Origin of the sequence: Solilutibacter silvestris, from assembly GCF_002895945.1 — a bacterium.
Lineage (GTDB): Bacteria > Pseudomonadota > Gammaproteobacteria > Xanthomonadales > Xanthomonadaceae > Solilutibacter > Solilutibacter silvestris.
Map to the genome: position 1 here is coordinate 513996 of NZ_NPZB01000002.1, position 17089 is coordinate 531084.

The following is a 17089-nucleotide window of genomic DNA, read 5'->3' on the forward strand; positions in this document are numbered from 1 at the left end:
GGCGTGGATGATGCCGCTGATCAACGCGCCCAGGCACGGCCGTTGTACACGCGTACCGGCGATCCTTCCTGGATGTTGTTGACGTCGGACTGCGATACCGTGACGACGCGGCCATCGTCCATGCGCACCGTCAGCAGGTACTGGCCCTGGCCCTGTGCGCGGTTCTGCTGGATCGCGTTGCCGACCAATGCACCCGCCGCGGCGCCGGCGACCGTCGCCACGTTGCGCTTGCTCTGGCTGCGGGAGTTCTGATCGGCGATCTCGCGACCCGCCACCGCACCCACCACGCCGCCGATGATGGCGCCCGTCGGGTTTGGCGCGCTGCTGCCGTTGCCGTTCATGTCGATGCGCGTGACCACGCCGCAGTCGGCGCAATAGCCGTTGTTGTAGCCGCCATTGTTGTTGTAACCACCGTTGCCATTGTTGTAGCCACCATTGCCATAACCGCCGCCGTAGCCATTGCCGGGGCCGGTGGTGGCGCAGGCGCCAAGCGTCATCGCGGCAGCGGTGGCAAGCATTGCATTGCGCAGCTTCATGTCGAACTCCAGATGGATGAGGGCGTGGTCGATCATGTGGACGAGTTGATGAATGGGCTGGAAACCGTCACGAAAAACGGCGCCGCAGCGCCGTTCCCGTCAGCCTGCGTTCACCGCCGTGCAGGCGGCTTCACGGGGTCATTTGTTGAAGTCGTCGTGGCAGGCCTTGCACTGGTCGCTGATCATCGCCAGCGTCTGCTTCACGCCTTCGCAGTTCATCGGCGGCGACGCCAGCGATGCGTCCAGCACCTTGCGGAAGTCGCTGGCATGTTTGGTGAAGCGATCGTCCTTCGCCAGATCGGGGAAGGCCGCTTCCAGGTCGTCGGCGGTGCGGCGCAGGGTTTGCAGGTGGGGGATGGTATCGGTCGCGGCGCAGCGGTTCGTCTTCAGGTTCTCCTTCAGCGCGTCCATGTGGTGCGCCTGCACGTGCATCAGCGCGTGCGGGAAGGGATCGTGCTTCGGCCACATGCGGATGATCATCACGGTGGCGATGATGCCCATGAGCAACCCGACCAGCCACAGGAAGAAATAACGCTTGCTTGCGGAGCCACTCTTGGGCGCATCCGGGGCAGGGGTGGACATCGACCGCATCCTTGACCTGAGTTGAAGTGGCTGAACCTTAGCATGGCGATCCGTACACTGTGCGTATGAGCGATTTGCGGGAACGATTCGGCGGCATCGACCGCCTCTACGGACGTGATGCACTGCAGCGGCTGGATGCGGCCCGCATCGCGGTGGTCGGGATCGGCGGCGTCGGTTCGTGGGCGGTGGAGGCGTTCGCGCGCAGCGGCATCGGCCACATGGCGCTGATCGATGCCGATGATCTCTGCGTGTCCAACACCAATCGCCAGTTGCCGGCGCTCGAAGGCGCCTACGGCCGCGCCAAGGTCGAGGCGATGGCCGAGCGCTGCCGCGCGATCCGCCCCGATATCCGCATCGATGCGGTGCAGTCGTTCCTGACGCCATCGAACATGCAGGAGTTGCTGGGCGACGGTTTCGACCTGGTGTTGGACGCCTGTGACAGTTTCCGGGCGAAGGTCGAATTGATCGCGTGGTGCCGGCGTCGCAAGCAACCGATCATCACCGTTGGTGCGGCGGGTGGACGCAGCGATCCGACGCAGATCCGGGTGCGCGATCTGTCGCGGACGGAACACGACGCGATGTTGTCGCTGATCCGCAAGAAGCTGCGCGGCGAGTTCAATTTCCCGAAGAATCACGCGCGCTACTTTGGCGTGCCGGCGGTGTATTCGCTGGAGAACGTGCGTTATCCGCAGGCGGATGGCAGCGTGTGTGGGATGCGGCCGCAGCTCGGCAAGGACGATGCATTGAAGCTCGATTGTGGTGCGGGACTTGGCGCGGCCACGCACATCACCGGCACGTTCGCGTTCGCGGCGGTGGGGAAGGCGTTGGAGATGTTGTTGAAGACGCGCGCTGGTTGAGCGTCTTCGCGGGTTCAAGGCACGCGCTGGCTGGCGTGGGCGGCAGACCCAATGCGCGGGACGCCGTGAATACGTTCATGTAGGCTCGACTCGGCATCCATGCCTCGTATGCCCGCGCATCGGACTGGCGCACCCACTTGCCGCGCGCGTGTTGTTGCTTCCCAGAGACTTGAAAGCCGCCACAACCGACGCAGGCGCTCAGCCGGGCGATACGCTCTCGCATCAACTCCGCGATAATTTCAGCAACCCCATCGCATTCGCCGTCGTCGCGGCAGCGATCACTTCCGATGACTCATCGCGCAATTCGGCAACGGTCGCGAGGATCGCCGTGAGTCGCGCCGGCTCGTTGCGCTGGCCACGCCATTGCGCATCCGGTTGGTCGGGAGAATCGGTTTCCAGCACCAACTGTTCCAGCGGCATGGTGGCGACCAGTTCGCGCAGGCGTTGCGCGCGCGGGTAGGTGACCGGTCCGCCGATGCCGAGCAGGAAACCCATTTGCCACAACTGCCGCGCCTGTTCCGTGCTACCGCCGAAGCTGTGGATGATGCCGCGCAGGCCGCCGACCTTCTTCAGGCTGGCGATCGTCGCATCGACCGCGCGCCGTGCGTGCACGATCACCGGCAGATCGAATTCGCGCGCCAGTCGCAACTGGGCATCGAAATAGAATTGCTGAGTCCCGCGATCCAGCGTCTCGATGAAGTAGTCCAGCCCGATTTCGCCGACGGCCACGCAGCGCTCATCACTCAACCAATGACGCAACTGTTCGAGATGTTCGGGGCGATGTTCGTCGAGGAACATCGGGTGCATGCCGTAGGCCGGATACAGCTCGTGCGGGAACGCCACGCAGACCTCGCGCAAATGCGGCCAACCGGCTGCTGCGATCGCCGGCACCAGTTGCCCGATGATGCCGGCGTCGCGGGCGCGCGCCATCACCGCGTCACGATCGGCGTCGAAGGCATCGACGTCGATGTGGCTGTGCGAATCGAACAGCTGCACGGGCGATCAGCGGCGGGTGGCGCTGCCTTCGATCGGCGGTTGTGCATCGCCGGAACTCTTGCCGCCCGGGTCCTTTTTCTTCCACTTGGCGAGGATCAGTGCCACGACGCCCAGGAAGGCCTCGTCGATCGGCCAGATCGGATCAGGCATGGCGATGTGCAGGACCGCAAGCAATCCGGCGACGATGAACAATTTGGGATGGCTGAGTCGGCCCAGCCACTTCAGGAATGGGGCGAACAGAAAATGGCGCATCGGTCGGATCCACAAGGCGGAATGGCGTCACCGTATCAGGTCGATTGCGCGATCGCGTGATGCAAACTGAATGGGCACTGCATGTTTATCCTGTCGTCAGACATCGGACGGCGAAATCGTCGTTGCGTTCAGGTGAAATGCTGTTAGATGGTGACGTAGAGCACGGCGGATGGGCCGCCACAGGAGATGATTCATGAACATCGACAACAAGGTTCTCGGAGCTGGGCTGGGTTGCCTGCTGCTGGGCGGCGGCGCCGTGGCTGCTTACCACGCCGCGACATCGCAGCCGGCGGCCCCGGTTACGGCCGCGACGCCGGCAACGACAGCGCAACCGGCTTCCGGCACGACAGCGCTGCAGCCGACGGCGGCCGACAGCGCCAGCAATGCCGTGCATGGCGATGCGGCGAGCAATGCATCGGATTACGCGCCGATCATCGGCGTGCAGAAGGTCAGCAGCAAGAGCACCCGCTATGCGACCGTGCTCGACGTGACGCCGGTGAACGACAAGATCGCCCAGAACACGCCGCGCCAGGATTGCCGTGACGTGGTTGTCAACGAACCGGCGCCGACGCGCGATCCCCACAACGTCGCCGGTTCCGCGATCGGCGCGGTGGTTGGTGGCTTGGTCGGCCATCAGATCGGTGGCGGCAAGGGCCGTGACCTGGCGACCGTGGCAGGCGCGGTGGGCGGCGGCATCGCCGGCAACCGCATCGAGAATCGTCGCCATGCCAATGCCACGGTGCAGCGTGTGGATCGTCAATGCAGCACCGTCAACGACACCAGCTACAAGAACAAGCTGATCGGTTATGACGTGACCTATCGCAATCCGGACGGCAGCGTCGGCAAACAGCGGATGGGCAGCCGCCCCGGTTCGCGCATCGCGGTCGGCACCGGCACCCAGACCGACGGTTACGACGTGACCTATCGCTATGAAGGCAAGGACAAGGTGGTTCGCCTCGACCAGAGGCCGGCCACGGACCGCTTCCCGGTGGTGGATGGGCGGGTGGTGACGCGCCTGTAAGAGCCTCCGCCAACTCGGCGCAAGGAAACGACGGGAGCCGCAAGGCTCCCGTTCCCTTTGGGCGGGCCGGTACAATGGGCGGCTTCGTCCTCCTGATACAAAGTGAGTGCCGTTCCCATGGCCGCAGCCCTGCATCCCTACGATCTCTATGACGTCCGCTCCCTGCTTTCCGAGGAAGAACGGGCAGTGCAGGACTCGGTGGCACGCTTCACCGATGAGCGCGTGCTGCCGATCATCGGCGACTGCTTCGACAAGGGCGAATTCCCCGCGCATCTGATCCCGGAAATGGCCGAGCTCGGCCTGCTCGGCGCCACGCTGCCCGAGGAATACGGTTGCGCCGGTTTGAGCGGTGTCAGTTACGGCCTGATCTGCCAGGAACTGGAGCGCGGCGATTCCGGCATCCGCAGCTTCGCCAGCGTGCAGTCGTCGCTGTGCATGTATCCGATCTACGCCTACGGCAGCGAGGAACAGCGCAAGCGTTGGTTGCCCGACATGGCCGCCGGCAAGGTGATCGGTTGCTTCGGTCTGACCGAATCGCACGGCGGTTCCGATCCCGCCAACATGAAGACGGTCGCGAAGAAGGACGGCGGCGACTGGGTGATCAACGGTGGCAAGATGTGGATCACCAACGGCAACATCGCCGATATCGCCATCGTCTGGGCGCAGACCGATGACGGCATCCAGGGCTTCATCGTCGAGAAGGGCATGAAGGGTTTCGACGCGCAGGCGATCAAGCACAAGATGAGCCTGCGCGCGTCGGTGACCTCGGCGCTGTTCTTCGACAATCTGCGCGTGCCCGATTCCAGTCGCCTGCCCAATGTGAAGGGACTGAAGGGACCGTTGGGCTGCCTGACGCAGGCGCGTTACGGCATCACCTGGGGACCGATCGGCGCAGCGATCGCCTGTCTCGACGAAGCGCTGAACTATTCCAAGGACCGCATCCTGTTCGATCGCCCGGTCGCGGCCACGCAATCGGCGCAATTGAAACTGGCCGACATGGCGCGGCGCATCACCATGGCGCAGTTGTTGTCGCTGCAACTCGGTCGCTTGAAGGACGCCGGCAAGATGCAGCCGACCCAGGTGTCGCTGGCGAAGTGGAACAACTGCCGCATGGCGATCGACATCGCGCGCGAGTGCCGCGAGCTGCTCGGCGCCGCCGGCATCACCACCGAACATGCGGCGATCCGCCACGCGCTCAATCTCGAATCCGTCATCACCTACGAGGGCACGGAAACGGTGCACCAGCTGGTAGTCGGGCGCGAACTGACCGGCATCAATGCCTTTTGAGCATTGTCCAGATCGCGACACGCACATGAACGCAGCATCCGCACACGCCGACTGGTTTGCGCGCTTGCGCGAGGGCGCACCGCGGATCGAAAGCGAACGACTGATCCTGCGCGTGCCGGAGCTCGCCGATTACCCGCGCTTCGCCGAGATGTTCGCCGATCCGGCGACGCACCACATCGGTGGCCCGCTGGTGCGCGGCGATGCGTGGCGACGTTTCCTGCAGATGCCGGGTGCGTGGTTCACGCAGGGGTACGGGATGTTTTCGGTGATCGAGAAGGCTTCCGGATTGTTCATGGGCCAGGCCGGCCCGTGGTTTCCCGATGGCTGGCCCGATACCGAGGTCGGCTATGCCTTCCACGCCGACGGCCGCGGCAAGGGCTACGCGACAGAAGCCTGTACCGCCGCGATCGATTGGGCATTCGAAACGCTGGGCTGGACCACGGTGATCCAGTCGATCGATGCGGCGAATACCGAGTCGCAGAAAGTCGCGCAACGATTGGGTGCGCGCAATATTGGTCGCGGAAGCTATCCGCCGCCGCTCGATACACATCACATCGAAATCTGGACCCAGACGCGCGAGGAATGGTTCGCGCGTCGTCCGCGATGACACACACGAGAACCCTGCATGTTCGCCGCCATCCCCAATCCCGTTCCCGCGCGCATGAAAGGCGTCAATCGCGCCGAGGTCTGCGACGTCAATTTCACTGAATTCGTCAAGGCCTGGGATGGCCAGAAGGATGTGCGGCCGACGGCGGACGAACCGATCCTCGATGGCAGCGCGCTCGATGCCCGCGGCTTCCGCGAACTGTTCGAATCGCAACTGGTGTCGCGTCATCTCGACCTGATGGCGCGAGTGTTGCGCGTGCAGAACAAGGTCTTCTACACCATCGGCTCCAGCGGCCACGAAGGCAATGCGATGGTGGCGCGCGCGACGCGCCATACCGATCCGGCGTTCCTGCACTATCGCAGCGGTGGTTTCATGGCCGAGCGCTTCCGCAAATTGCCCGGCATGGATCCGATCATGGATTCCGCACTGTCGTTCGCCGCGAGCGCGGAAGATCCGGCCTCGGGTGGACGCCACAAGGTGTGGGGCAGCAAGCCGTTGTGGGTGTTGCCGCAGACATCGACGATCGCATCGCACCTGCCGAAAGCGTTGGGCACGGCGGTCGCGATCGAAGCCGCGCGGCGCATCGGTCACCAACTCCCGATTCCCGACGACAGCATCACCATCTGTTCGTTCGGCGATGCCTCCGCCAATCACGCCACCGCGCAGACGGCGTTCAATGCGGCATCGTGGACGGCCTACCAGAAGCTGCCGGCGCCGGTGCTGTTCGTGTGCGAGGACAATGGCATCGGCATTTCGGTGAAGACGCCGGGTGGCTGGATCGGCGAGAGTTTCCGCAATCGTCCCGATCTCGATTATTTCACCGCCGACGGCCTCGATCTCGCCGCCGGCTATGGCGACGTGCAGCGAGCGGTCGAGCATTGCCGCAGCACGCGCCGCCCGACCTTCCTGCACCTGCGCACCACCCGCATCATGGGTCACGCCGGCACTGACTTCGAGCTGGAATGGCGCAACATCGACGAGCTGGTGAAAGTCGAGGCGAGCGATCCGTTGCTGCGCAGCGCGGCGATCGCGCTGGAATCGGGGCTGATGACGAAGGACGAGATCCTCGCACTGTACGAGGAGACGCGCGCGAAATGTTTCGCCGCCGCCGAAGACGCCGACTCGCGCCCGCGCATCGAAACGCTGGAAGAAGTGATGCGTCCGCTGGCACCGTACACGCCGGACAAGGTCGCGGCGGAAGCCCATCGTCCGCCGTTGCCGGATGCGCGCATCAAGGCGTTCGGCAGCGAGGACAAGTTGCCGGAGAAATTGCCGCCGCGCCATCTCGCCATCCAGATCAACAACGCGCTGCACGATCTCTTCGCCAAGTATCCGGAAACGCTGCTGTTCGGCGAGGACGTGGCGCAGAAGGGCGGCGTCTATACCGTCACCAAGGGACTGCACAAGGCGTTCGGCAATCGTCGCGTATTCAACACCCTACTCGACGAGACGATGATCCTCGGCATGGCGCAAGGCTTCGCCAACATGGGCATGCTGCCGATCCCCGAGATCCAGTACCTGGCCTATCTCCACAACGCCATCGACCAGATCCGCGGCGAGGCGGCGTCGTTGCAGTTTTTCAGCAACAACCAGTTCGCCAACCCGATGGTGGTGCGCATCGCCGGCCTCGGTTACCAGCGCGGTTTCGGCGGCCATTTCCACAACGACAATTCGATCACGCCGTTGCGCGACATTCCTGGCATCGTGGTGGGTTGTCCGTCGCGCGGAGACGATGCGGCGATGATGCTGCGCACGCTGGCGGCGCTGGCCAAGATCGATGGTCGCGTCACCGTCTTCCTCGAACCGATCGCGCTGTACATGACCAAGGATCTCTACGAGCCGGGTGATGGCCAGTGGCTGACGCCGTATCCGTCGCCGGATCAGGCACTGGTGGTGGGCGAGGAACGCGTTTACGAACCCGATGCCAATGACTGCGTGATCTTCACCTACGGCAATGGCGTGCCGATGAGCCTGCGCGCTGCCCGCGAAATCGAGAAGCAGCATGGCTGGAAGGTGCGCGTGGTCGACTTGCGCTGGCTGGTGCCGCTGAACCACGCTGCCATCGCCAAACACGCCGGCGAGTGCGATCGCATCATCGTGGTGGACGAAGGACGCTTCAGCGCCGGTGTCGGCGAAGGCGTGATCACCGCGATCACCGAAGCCGGGTACGGCGGCAAGCCGATCCAGCGCATCGTCGGTGCCGATACCTATACGCCGCTGGCGGGCGCGGCCTTCCTCGTCATCCCCAAGGATGACGACATCGTCGCGGCCGCCGATTCGCTGGCTTGATGCATCCGCCGCCGGCGCGGAGCGTCAGCCGGCGTCGCTGACACCGCGCTTGGTCGGTGGCGGCGTCTGGTTCAACCTGTGCGAAAGGTTTTCGATGGCGTCGCGCGCCAGCGGCGACAAGTCATCGCCGCCGGCCTGCAGGTACTGCACGATCCGCTCGCGCATCGTCGGCTCCCAGAAGCGCTGCAGATGCACGACCATGGTATTCACCGCATCCGCGTGTTCGGGATAGGCGGCCAGGTTGGCGGCGATGTCGTTGGCCATCTCGACCAGGCGTGCCGAAGGATTCATGCAGCGGCTCCTCAGCGAACGGCCGTGGCGGTGCGGTCGGACTCGCCTTCCGGCAACAGCGATTCCTGCAACTCCGTGAACGCCTGGAAGCGCTTCTGCCAGTCGGACGGCTGCGAAACGCGGGTGGCCTGGACCGCGGTCACCTTGTACTCGGGGCAGTTGGTCGCCCAGTCGGAGTTCTCGGTGGTGATCACGTTGGCGCCGGATTCCGGGAAGTGGAAGGTGGTGTAGACCACGCCCGGCTGGACCCGCTCGGTGATCCGCGCGCGCAACACGGTGTCGCCCGCGCGGCTTTCCACGCCGACCCAGTCGCCCTCGGCGATGCCGCGTTCCTCTGCGTCGTGCGGGTGCAGTTCCAGCCGGTCCTCATCGTGCCAGGCAACGTTCGGGGTGCGCCGCGTCTGCGCCCCCACGTTGTACTGGCTGAGGATGCGGCCGGTGGTGAGCAGCAGCGGATAGCGCGGGGTGACTTTCTCGCGGGTGGGCACGTAGGGCGTGAGCATGAACCTGCCCTTGCCGCGGACGAATTCCTCGACGTGCATGGTCGGCGAGCCGCGCGGATTGTCGACGTTGCAGGGCCACTGGATGCTGCCCATCTCGTCGAGCAATTCGAAGCTGACGCCGGTGAAGGTCGGCGTCAGGCTGGCGATCTCGGCCATGATCTCGCCCGGATGGCTGTATTGCATCGGATAGCCTAGCGCGTTCGACAGCAACTGGGTCACTTCCCAGTCGGCGTAGCGCGCCTTGGGCTCCATCACCTTGCGCACCGGCGAGATGCGGCGCTCGGCATTGGTGAAGGTGCCGTCCTTCTCCATGAAGCTGCTGCCCGGCAGGAACACGTGGGCGAACTTGGCGGACTCGTTGAGGAACAGGTCCTGCACCACGATGCATTCCATCGCGGTCAGCGCCGCGGTGACGTGCTGGGTGTTGGGGTCGCTTTGCGCGATGTCCTCGCCCTGGATGTACAGGCCCTTGAAGCTGCCCTCGATCGCGGCCTCGAACATGTTGGGGATGCGCAGGCCGGGTTCGTCGTGCAGCGGCACGCCCCAGCGCTGCTCGAACGCACGGCGCACCGGTTCGTCGGACACGTGGCGGTAACCGGGGAATTCGTGCGGGAAGCTGCCCATGTCGCAGCTGCCCTGCACGTTGTTCTGCCCGCGCAACGGATTCACGCCCACGCCCGGGCGGCCGATGTTGCCGGTGGCCATGGCCAGGTTGGCGATGCCCATGACCGTGGTCGAACCCTGCGAATGCTCGGTCACGCCTAGGCCGTAGTAGATCGCGCCGTTGTCCGCGCCGGCGTACAGCCGCGCGGCCTCGCGCACCAGCGCTGCGGGAACGCCGGTCTCGGCTTCCATCGCCTCGGGCGAGCGCGACGGATCGGAGACGAATGCGCGCCACTGCTCGAACGCCTCGCTTTCGCAGCGGCGGACGATGAAGTCCTCGTTCATCAGGCCTTCGGTTGCCAACACATGCGCCAGCGCGGTGACCATGGCAACGTTGGTGCCCGGGCGCAGCTTGAGGTGCAGGCCGTGTTCGGAATGCGGCGTGCGCAGCAGGTCGATGCGGCGCGGATCGATCACGATGAGTTTGGCGCCCTCGCGCAGCCGCCGGCGCATGGCCGAGGCGAACACCGGATGGCCGTCGGTCGGATTGGCGCCGATCACCAGGATCACGTCGGCGAAACGCACCGAATCGAAATCCTGGGTGCCGGCGGATTCGCCCAGGGTCTGCTTCAGGCCGTACCCGGTCGGCGAATGGCAGACGCGTGCGCAGGTGTCGACGTTGTTGTTGCCGAACGCGGCGCGCACCAGCTTCTGCACCAAGTAGGTTTCCTCGTTGGTGCAGCGCGAGGAGGTGATGCCGCCGACCGCGAACTTGCCGTACGTGTCCTGGATGCGCCGGAACTCGGAGGCCGCATGCGCGACCGCCTCTTCCCAGCTCACCACCCGCCACGGATCGCTGATCTTCTCGCGGATCATCGGCGTGGTGATGCGGTCCGGATGCGTCGCATAGCCCAGGGCGAAGCGGCCCTTGACGCAGGAATGGCCGTGGTTGGCGTGGCCGTCGTTGTTGGGGACCATGCGCACCAGTTCTTCGCCGCGCATCTCGGCGCGGAACGAGCAGCCCACGCCGCAATAGGCGCAGGTGGTGACGACGCTGTGCTCGGCCTGGCCGATCGTGATCAGCGATTTCTCCGACAGCGTGGCCGTGGGGCAGGCCTGCACGCAGGCGCCGCAGCTCACGCATTCGGAATCGAGGAAGGGTTGGTCCTGGCTGGCGGCAACCTTGGAATCGAAGCCGCGGCCCTGGATGGTCAGCGCGAACGTGCCCTGGACTTCCTCGCAGGCGCGCACGCAGCGCGAGCACACGATGCACTTGCTTGGGTCGAAGGTGAAGTAGGGATTGGAGGTGTCCTTGCCCTCGAACAACGGATTGTCGTGCCCGTGCTCGTCCTTGGCGTAGACGTGGTTGGCGCCCTCGTAGCCGTAACGGACTTCGCGCAGGCCGACCGCGCCGGCCATGTCCTGCAATTCGCAATGGCCGTTGGCGGGGCAGGTGAGACAATCCAGCGGGTGGTCGGAGATGTACAGCTCCATCACCCCGCGCCGCAGTGCGGCCAGCTTCGGCGTCTGCGTGCGCACCTGCATGCCTTCGCTGACCGGCGTCGTGCAGGAAGCGGGATAGCCCTTGCGGCCTTCGATCTCGACCAGGCAGATCCGGCAGGAGCCGAAGGCGTCCAGCGAATCGGTGGCGCACAGCTTGGGGATGCTGGTGCCGGCGATGGCCGCCGCGCGCATCACCGAGGTGCCCGCGGGCACTTCGACGCGCTTGCCGTCGATCTCGAGATTGACGGTCTTCAGCGTTTCCAGCTGGATGATCTGCGGGTTCGGGGTGCCGTAGTCGTTTTCTGCGATCGATCGCATGGCTGGTTAACTCCTAGGCGGCGGCAGGCGCGCGCCGTTCGGGCGAGAAATCTTCCGGGAAATGATTGAGTGCGCTGAGCACCGGATAGGGCGTCATCCCGCCGAGCGCGCACAGCGAGCCGTGCAGCATGGTTTCGCACAGATCGCGCAGCAGCGCTTCCTGGCGGTCGCGGTCGAGACGCGCGGCGATGCGATCGATCACCTCGACGCCGCGCGTCGAACCGATCCGGCACGGCGTGCACTTGCCGCAGGATTCGATCGCGCAAAATTCCATCGCGTAGCGCGCTTGCTCCAGTAGATCGACGCTGTCATCGAACACCACGATGCCGCCATGGCCGAGCATCGCGCCGACCGCGGCGAACGCCTCGTAATCGATCGGCGTGTCGAATTGCGATTCCGGCATGTAGGCACCCAGCGGGCCACCGACCTGGACCGCGCGGATCGGACGTCCGCTCGCGCTGCCCCCGCCGTAGTCGTAGAGCAGTTCGCGCAACGTCAGCCCGAATGCGCGTTCGACCAGCCCGCCGTGTTTGATATTGCCGGCGAGCTGCAGTGGCAATGTGCCGCGCGAACGGCCCATGCCATAGTCGCGATAGGCTTCGGCGCCCTCGGTGACGATGAACGGCACCGAGGCCAGCGTGATCACGTTGTTGATGACGGTCGGTTGTCCGAACAGGCCTTCGATCGCCGGCAGCGGTGGCTTGAAACGCACCTGGCCGCGCTTGCCTTCGAGGCTTTCCAGCAGCGAGGTTTCCTCGCCGCAGATGTAGGCGCCGGCGCCGCGCCGCACCTCGAGGTCGAAGCGACGGTGGCTGTCGCCGATGCCTGCGCCGAGCCAGCCCGCCTCATAAGCCGCAGTGATCGCTTCCTCGAGTGCGCGCAACGCATGCGGGTATTCGCTGCGCAGGTAGATGTAACCACGCGTCGCGCCGACCGCGATGCCGGCGATGGCCATGCCTTCGATCAACGAGAACGGATCGCCTTCCATCAACATGCGATCGGAGAACGTCCCGGAATCACCTTCGTCGGCGTTGCAGACGATGTATTTCTGCGCGGCGGGCGTGTCCAGCACGGTCTTCCACTTGATGCCGGTGGGGAACGCCGCACCACCGCGACCGCGCAGGCCGGAATCGGTGATGGCCTGGACGACGCCGGCCGGCGCCATGCCCAGGGCACGGCGCAGACCTTTCCAGCCGCCGTGCGCCGCGTAGTTGGAGGTATCGATCGGATCGATCAGCCCCACGCGTGCGAAGGTGAGGCGTTGCTGGTTGGCGAACCAGGGGTGTTGTTCGATGTTGCCTTGGCGCAGCGCGTGGTCGCCGCCGTGCAGCCAGCCGGCGGCGAACAGCGATGCGACATCGCCTTCGGTGACGGGGCCGTAGGCAATGCGGCCGGCCGGCGTCGCGACTTCCACCAACGGTTCCAGCCACAACAGTCCACGCGAACCGTTGCGCACGATGCGAACATCGACATCGTGGCTCGCGGCTTCGCGGCGGATCGCCTCGGCGACTTTGTCCGCTCCCATCGAAATGGCGGCGGCATCACGCGGCACGTAGAGGGTGATGGTGCTCATGCGATGTTCCTGCAGTCTGCGCGCATCGCGTCGATCACCGTGTCGAGCGCCTTCGGCGTGAGCCGACCGCGCAGCTCGCCATCGACCAATCCGGCCGGCGCCAGCGCGCAATTGCCGAGGCAGTAAACCGGCTCGAAGTCGATCGTTCCATCAGCGCTGCGATGCGTGTCGTCGTGGATGCCTAGGCGTTCGCAAGCATGGCGCTCCAGCGCGCGCGCGCCCATCGCCTGGCAGGCCTCGGCGCGGCACAGCCGGAGACTGTGTCGCGCCGGTGGCGTGCGCCGGAACTCGTGGTAGAAGCTGACCACCCCATGCACATCGGCGCGGGTCAGGTTCAACGCCTCCGCGATCGGCGCCACCGCGCCTTCCGGGACGAAACCCAGCGCGTCCTGGATCGCATGCAGCACCGGCAGTAATGCGCCGGGTTGCTCGCCATGCCGCTCCAATGCTTCCGCGACCGCTTGCACGTACGGCGCCGCCAGTTGCGGCACCCTTTCGGTCACGGATTCGGCTTGCCTCGTGCGTTTGCCCATTGATGCGCGTATCCGGTGTCGGGAGGAAATGATGCGATGCTCGCGATCGTCCTACTTGAACAGGGCAGCCGCCTTCGCCAGGGCGATGTAAAGCCCGATCAGGAACGGGATTCCCACCGCCAGCCACGCGATCACCCCGCGAATGCCGAACACGCCGCGCGCCGCGGTGATGGCGGTATCGCCGCTGCTCTTGGGCTCATGCTGCAGCGAGCGCTCATGCGCCAGCTCCTCGTCGGTCATGAAGACCGATTCCTTCACCGGCTTCACCAGCAGGTTGCAGATCAGGCCGATGAACAGCAGTCCCGCCATGATGTAGAGCGTGCGGTCGTACACCAGATTCTTCGCCACGCCGGCCGCCAGTTGGCTTTCGCGGATGGCCGCGATGATGACGGGACCGACGATGCCGGCGGCGGACCAGGCCGTCAGCAGGCGACCATGGATGGCACCGACCATCTGCGTGCCGAACAGATCGGCGAGATAGGCCGGCACCGTGGCGAAGCCGCCGCCGTACATGCTGATGATCACGCAGGTCGAGGCGACGAACAGGGCAGCCATGCCCGCATGTCCCCAGATCGGCAACACGCAATACAGGAGGATGCCGAGAATGAAGAACACGCAATAGGTGTTCTTGCGCCCCAGCTTGTCGGACAGCGAGGCCCAGAACAGCCGTCCGAGGCTGTTGAACAGGCTGAGCAGGCCGACCAGACCTGCGGCCGAGGCGGCGACGGCGGCCTTCTGCTCGGTGGTGAGGGTAGCGCCGGTGGCCGTGTCGAGGCCAAGCAGCTTGCCGCCGAAGACGTCCTGCAGCATCGGGCTGGCCATCGCCAGCACCGCGATGCCGGCGGTCACGTTGAGGAACAGCACGCCCCAGACCAGCCAGAACTGCGGTGTTTTCCACGCGCGATTCAGATGCACGTGGCGCTGGGTGATCATGCTGTTCGCGCTGGCCTTGGGTGTCCAGCCCTCGGGCTTCCAGCCCGTTGGTGCAACGCGGAAGCCGAATGCGCCGGCCGACATCACCAGCAGGTAGATCACGCCCATCACGATCAGGGTCGTGGAGACGCCCTGCGGAGTGGTGCTGGAAAAATGCTTCATGAGTGCCACTGCCAGCGGCGCGCCGACCATCGCGCCACCGCCGAAGCCCATGATCGCGAAGCCTGTCGCCATGCCGCGGCGATCCGGGAACCATTTGATGAGGGTGGACACCGGCGTGATGTAGCCAAGGCCCTGGCCGACGCCGCCAAGCACGCCGCAGCCGAGATAGACCAGCCACAATTGATGCATCGCAACGCCGATGCCACCGATCACCAGGCCACCACCCCAGCACAACGCGGCGATGAAACCGGCCTTGCGCGGACCCGCGTGTTCCAGCCAGCCGCCCCACAGCGCTGCGGAAATGCCGAGCATGGCGATGAAGGTTTCGAAGACGTGGGTGACCTGGGGAACGGTCCAGTTGCACGTCGTGGTGGTCAGTGATGCGATGAAGCCCAAGTTGGTGCAGACAGCTGGATCGGTTTCGGTGATCAGCTTGCTCATCGGCAGCCAGAACACCGAAAAACCATAGGCCATGCCGATGCACAGGTGGATCGCCAGTGCGGCTGGAACCACCCACCATCGGTTGTAGTTCGGACCTGCGATGGTGCGCGCCCGATCCAGGAGTCCGGGCTGCGAAAGCGTGTCGACTTGATCCACAGTGATGCTCATTCCTTCACCCCTCGCGATGACGGCGCGGCCGTCGAGCTGAATGCTGTTCCGAGGCTCAATTAGGTTGCCGAAAACATATATGAGCCGACAGATCCGCCATCTTCTTTATAGGATTGACGAAGGGACTGCAACAGTTCCATAGTTCAGTAATCTGCTTTTTAAAGCCATATACCTAGGCGAAAGCGCAGTGCTGGGCTGCAGCAATGCCGTCGTCACTGCGCTTAGTACCCTCTGCCCTGCGAGTCATTGCCCATGTACAAGGTCGCCATCCGTCCGTGCTGGGAGCTGCAATCTGCATCCGGGACCGTGTTGCCGCCACGCCTGATCGAACTTCTGGTCGAGGTGCATGCCAGCGGGTCGTTGGCTGCGGCCTGCCGCAAGGTCGGTCTTTCGTATCGCTATGGCTGGGGCCTGTTGCGCGAGGGCCAGAAACTGTTCGGGATGCCATTGATGCGGGCGATGCGCGGACGTGGCGCGCGCCTCACCGCGATCGGCGAGCGACTGATCTGGGTGGACAAGCGCATCAATGCCCGGTTGTCGCCGATGCTCGATTCCCTCGCCACCGAACTCGAGGCCGAACTCGAGCGTGGCATGGGCAGGGATGTGCCGATCAGCCTCCATGCATCACACGGATTCGGCGTGGAAGTGTTTCGTACCGCGATGGCACAGGCGCAGCATCCGATCGATCTCAAGTACCGCAGTCCCGACGAGGCGCTGAGTGCATTGCGCACCGGCACCTGTGAGCTGGCCGGCTTGCATCTGCCGATTGGCGAGCTGGAGGACGAGTTGCTCGCGCACTATCTCGATCGCTTCGATCTGCAAAACGATCGGGTCATCCACCTGGCCATGCGTCGCCAGGGCTTGATCCTCGCTGCCGGCAATCCGCAGGGGATCCGCGGCCTGGCCGATGTGCTGCAGGGTGGTTTGCGCTTCATTCATCGCCAGCAGGGGTCTGGCACCCGCCTGCTGCTCGATTGTCTGCTCAAGCGCGAGGGCGCGTCGCTGTCCGACCTGCGCGGTTGCGATGTCGAGGAATTGACACACGCCGCCGTCGCTGCCTATGTCGCCAGCGGTCTTGCCGACGCGGGACTTGGACTGGAACCTCCGGCGCGCCGCTATGGCGTGGAATTCATTCCCATCGCCACCGAACACTATTTTTTCCTGTGCAGGGAAGAGACGATCGAATCCGACCGCCTGGCCGATGTGCTCGGCATGTTGCGCGATCCCGCTTTCCGCAACGACTTGAGTCGCCTGCCGGGCTACGATCCGTGCATGTGCGGGCAGGTGCAACGCCTGCCCGATGCATTCCCGTCATTGCAAAGGTTGTGTTGATTCCGGGAAGGCGCCAGGTGCGACGATATTTCGTTATCGTTGCGGTGAAGACGGAGTTGGGATGAACACGAAGATGAGCACGAAGCCGCAACGCTTCGCGTCGGTCGATGCATTGCGCGGGATCACGGTTGCGGCGATGTTGCTGGTCAACGATCCCGTCAGCTGGGATCACGTGTTCTGGCCGCTGGATCGCGCCGTGGGGCGGCGACAAGCTCGCCTCGCTGGCCTATGCCGTCGTGTTCGTCGCGTTGTGGTGGGCGATCATGCGCTGGATGGATCGACGTCGCATCTACCTCAAGATC

15 protein-coding genes and 1 pseudogene are annotated in these 17089 nt (G+C 64.7%); 7 read left to right on the forward strand and 9 right to left on the reverse strand.

Annotated elements, in window-relative coordinates:
- Positions 1–20: 20 nt before the first annotated feature.
- Positions 21–536, reverse strand: coding sequence for a glycine zipper 2TM domain-containing protein (locus tag Lysil_RS09985; RefSeq protein ID WP_103076014.1), 516 nt, complete (start codon positions 534–536; stop codon positions 21–23).
- A gap of 138 nt (positions 537–674) precedes the next feature.
- Positions 675–1118 carry a cytochrome c gene (locus tag Lysil_RS09990; protein ID WP_103075444.1) on the reverse strand — a complete coding sequence of 148 codons (444 nt, stop codon included), beginning with the start codon at positions 1116–1118 and terminating at the stop codon, positions 675–677.
- A gap of 65 nt (positions 1119–1183) precedes the next feature.
- On the opposite strand from Lysil_RS09990, the gene Lysil_RS09995 reads away from it, so the two are divergent.
- The gene (locus Lysil_RS09995) at positions 1184–1975 is read left to right on the forward strand and encodes a tRNA threonylcarbamoyladenosine dehydratase (protein ID WP_103075445.1); all 792 of its coding nucleotides are present in this window, start codon (positions 1184–1186) and stop codon (positions 1973–1975) included.
- Between the two features lie 222 nt (positions 1976–2197).
- Here Lysil_RS09995 and Lysil_RS10000 read toward each other — a convergent pair whose 3' ends face one another.
- Positions 2198–2971: a TatD family hydrolase gene (locus tag Lysil_RS10000; protein ID WP_103075446.1), complete on the reverse strand. Its 774-nt coding sequence runs from the start codon at positions 2969–2971 to the stop codon at positions 2198–2200.
- A 6-nt stretch (positions 2972–2977) separates the two neighbouring features.
- Positions 2978–3223 carry a DUF6116 family protein gene (locus tag Lysil_RS10005; protein WP_103075447.1) on the reverse strand — a complete coding sequence of 82 codons (246 nt, stop codon included), beginning with the start codon at positions 3221–3223 and terminating at the stop codon, positions 2978–2980.
- A gap of 193 nt (positions 3224–3416) precedes the next feature.
- Here Lysil_RS10005 and Lysil_RS10010 point away from each other — a divergent pair, with 193 nt between their 5' ends.
- The 4 genes from Lysil_RS10010 to Lysil_RS10025 all read left to right on the forward strand — a co-directional run bounded on the left by Lysil_RS10010 (position 3417) and on the right by Lysil_RS10025 (position 8427).
- Positions 3417–4244, forward strand: coding sequence for a glycine zipper 2TM domain-containing protein (locus tag Lysil_RS10010; protein ID WP_103075448.1), 828 nt, complete (start codon positions 3417–3419; stop codon positions 4242–4244).
- 117 nt (positions 4245–4361) lie between these two features.
- Positions 4362–5531 (forward strand): acyl-CoA dehydrogenase family protein, encoded by a 1170-nt coding sequence (locus Lysil_RS10015; RefSeq protein ID WP_103075449.1) that lies wholly within the window; start codon positions 4362–4364, stop codon positions 5529–5531.
- Positions 5532–5556: 25 nt separating this feature from the next.
- Positions 5557–6138 (forward strand): GNAT family N-acetyltransferase, encoded by a 582-nt coding sequence (locus tag Lysil_RS10020; protein ID WP_103075450.1) that lies wholly within the window; start codon positions 5557–5559, stop codon positions 6136–6138.
- An 18-nt stretch (positions 6139–6156) separates the two neighbouring features.
- Positions 6157–8427: a thiamine pyrophosphate-dependent enzyme gene (locus tag Lysil_RS10025; RefSeq protein ID WP_103075451.1), complete on the forward strand. Its 2271-nt coding sequence runs from the start codon at positions 6157–6159 to the stop codon at positions 8425–8427.
- 24 nt (positions 8428–8451) lie between these two features.
- Here the strand turns inward: Lysil_RS10025 and Lysil_RS10030 are convergent, their stop codons facing one another.
- The 5 genes from Lysil_RS10030 to Lysil_RS10050 form a co-directional block, all read right to left on the reverse strand.
- Entirely contained in the window at positions 8452–8718 is a 267-nt protein-coding gene (locus tag Lysil_RS10030; protein WP_103075452.1) for a formate dehydrogenase subunit delta, read from the reverse strand.
- 11 nt (positions 8719–8729) lie between these two features.
- On the reverse strand, positions 8730–11645 hold the full coding sequence (fdhF, locus tag Lysil_RS10035) for a formate dehydrogenase subunit alpha (RefSeq protein WP_103075453.1): 2916 nt from the start codon (positions 11643–11645) through the stop codon (positions 8730–8732).
- A 13-nt stretch (positions 11646–11658) separates the two neighbouring features.
- Positions 11659–13218 (reverse strand): formate dehydrogenase beta subunit, encoded by a 1560-nt coding sequence (locus tag Lysil_RS10040; RefSeq protein WP_103075454.1) that lies wholly within the window; start codon positions 13216–13218, stop codon positions 11659–11661.
- Complete coding sequence (locus Lysil_RS10045) at positions 13215–13721, reverse strand: formate dehydrogenase subunit gamma (RefSeq protein ID WP_240600494.1); 507 nt, start codon at positions 13719–13721, stop codon at positions 13215–13217. Before Lysil_RS10045 ends, Lysil_RS10040 begins: the two co-directional genes overlap by 4 nt.
- An 81-nt stretch (positions 13722–13802) precedes the next feature.
- Positions 13803–15455 (reverse strand): OFA family MFS transporter, encoded by a 1653-nt coding sequence (locus tag Lysil_RS10050; RefSeq protein WP_103075456.1) that lies wholly within the window; start codon positions 15453–15455, stop codon positions 13803–13805.
- A 252-nt stretch (positions 15456–15707) separates the two neighbouring features.
- On the opposite strand from Lysil_RS10050, the gene Lysil_RS13580 reads away from it, so the two are divergent.
- The gene (locus Lysil_RS13580) at positions 15708–16787 is read left to right on the forward strand and encodes a substrate-binding domain-containing protein (protein WP_103075457.1); all 1080 of its coding nucleotides are present in this window, start codon (positions 15708–15710) and stop codon (positions 16785–16787) included.
- A 73-nt stretch (positions 16788–16860) separates the two neighbouring features.
- A pseudogene (locus Lysil_RS13730) lies at positions 16861–16974 on the forward strand (DUF5009 domain-containing protein); the annotation flags it as partial.
- Positions 16975–17089 lie beyond the last annotated feature (115 nt).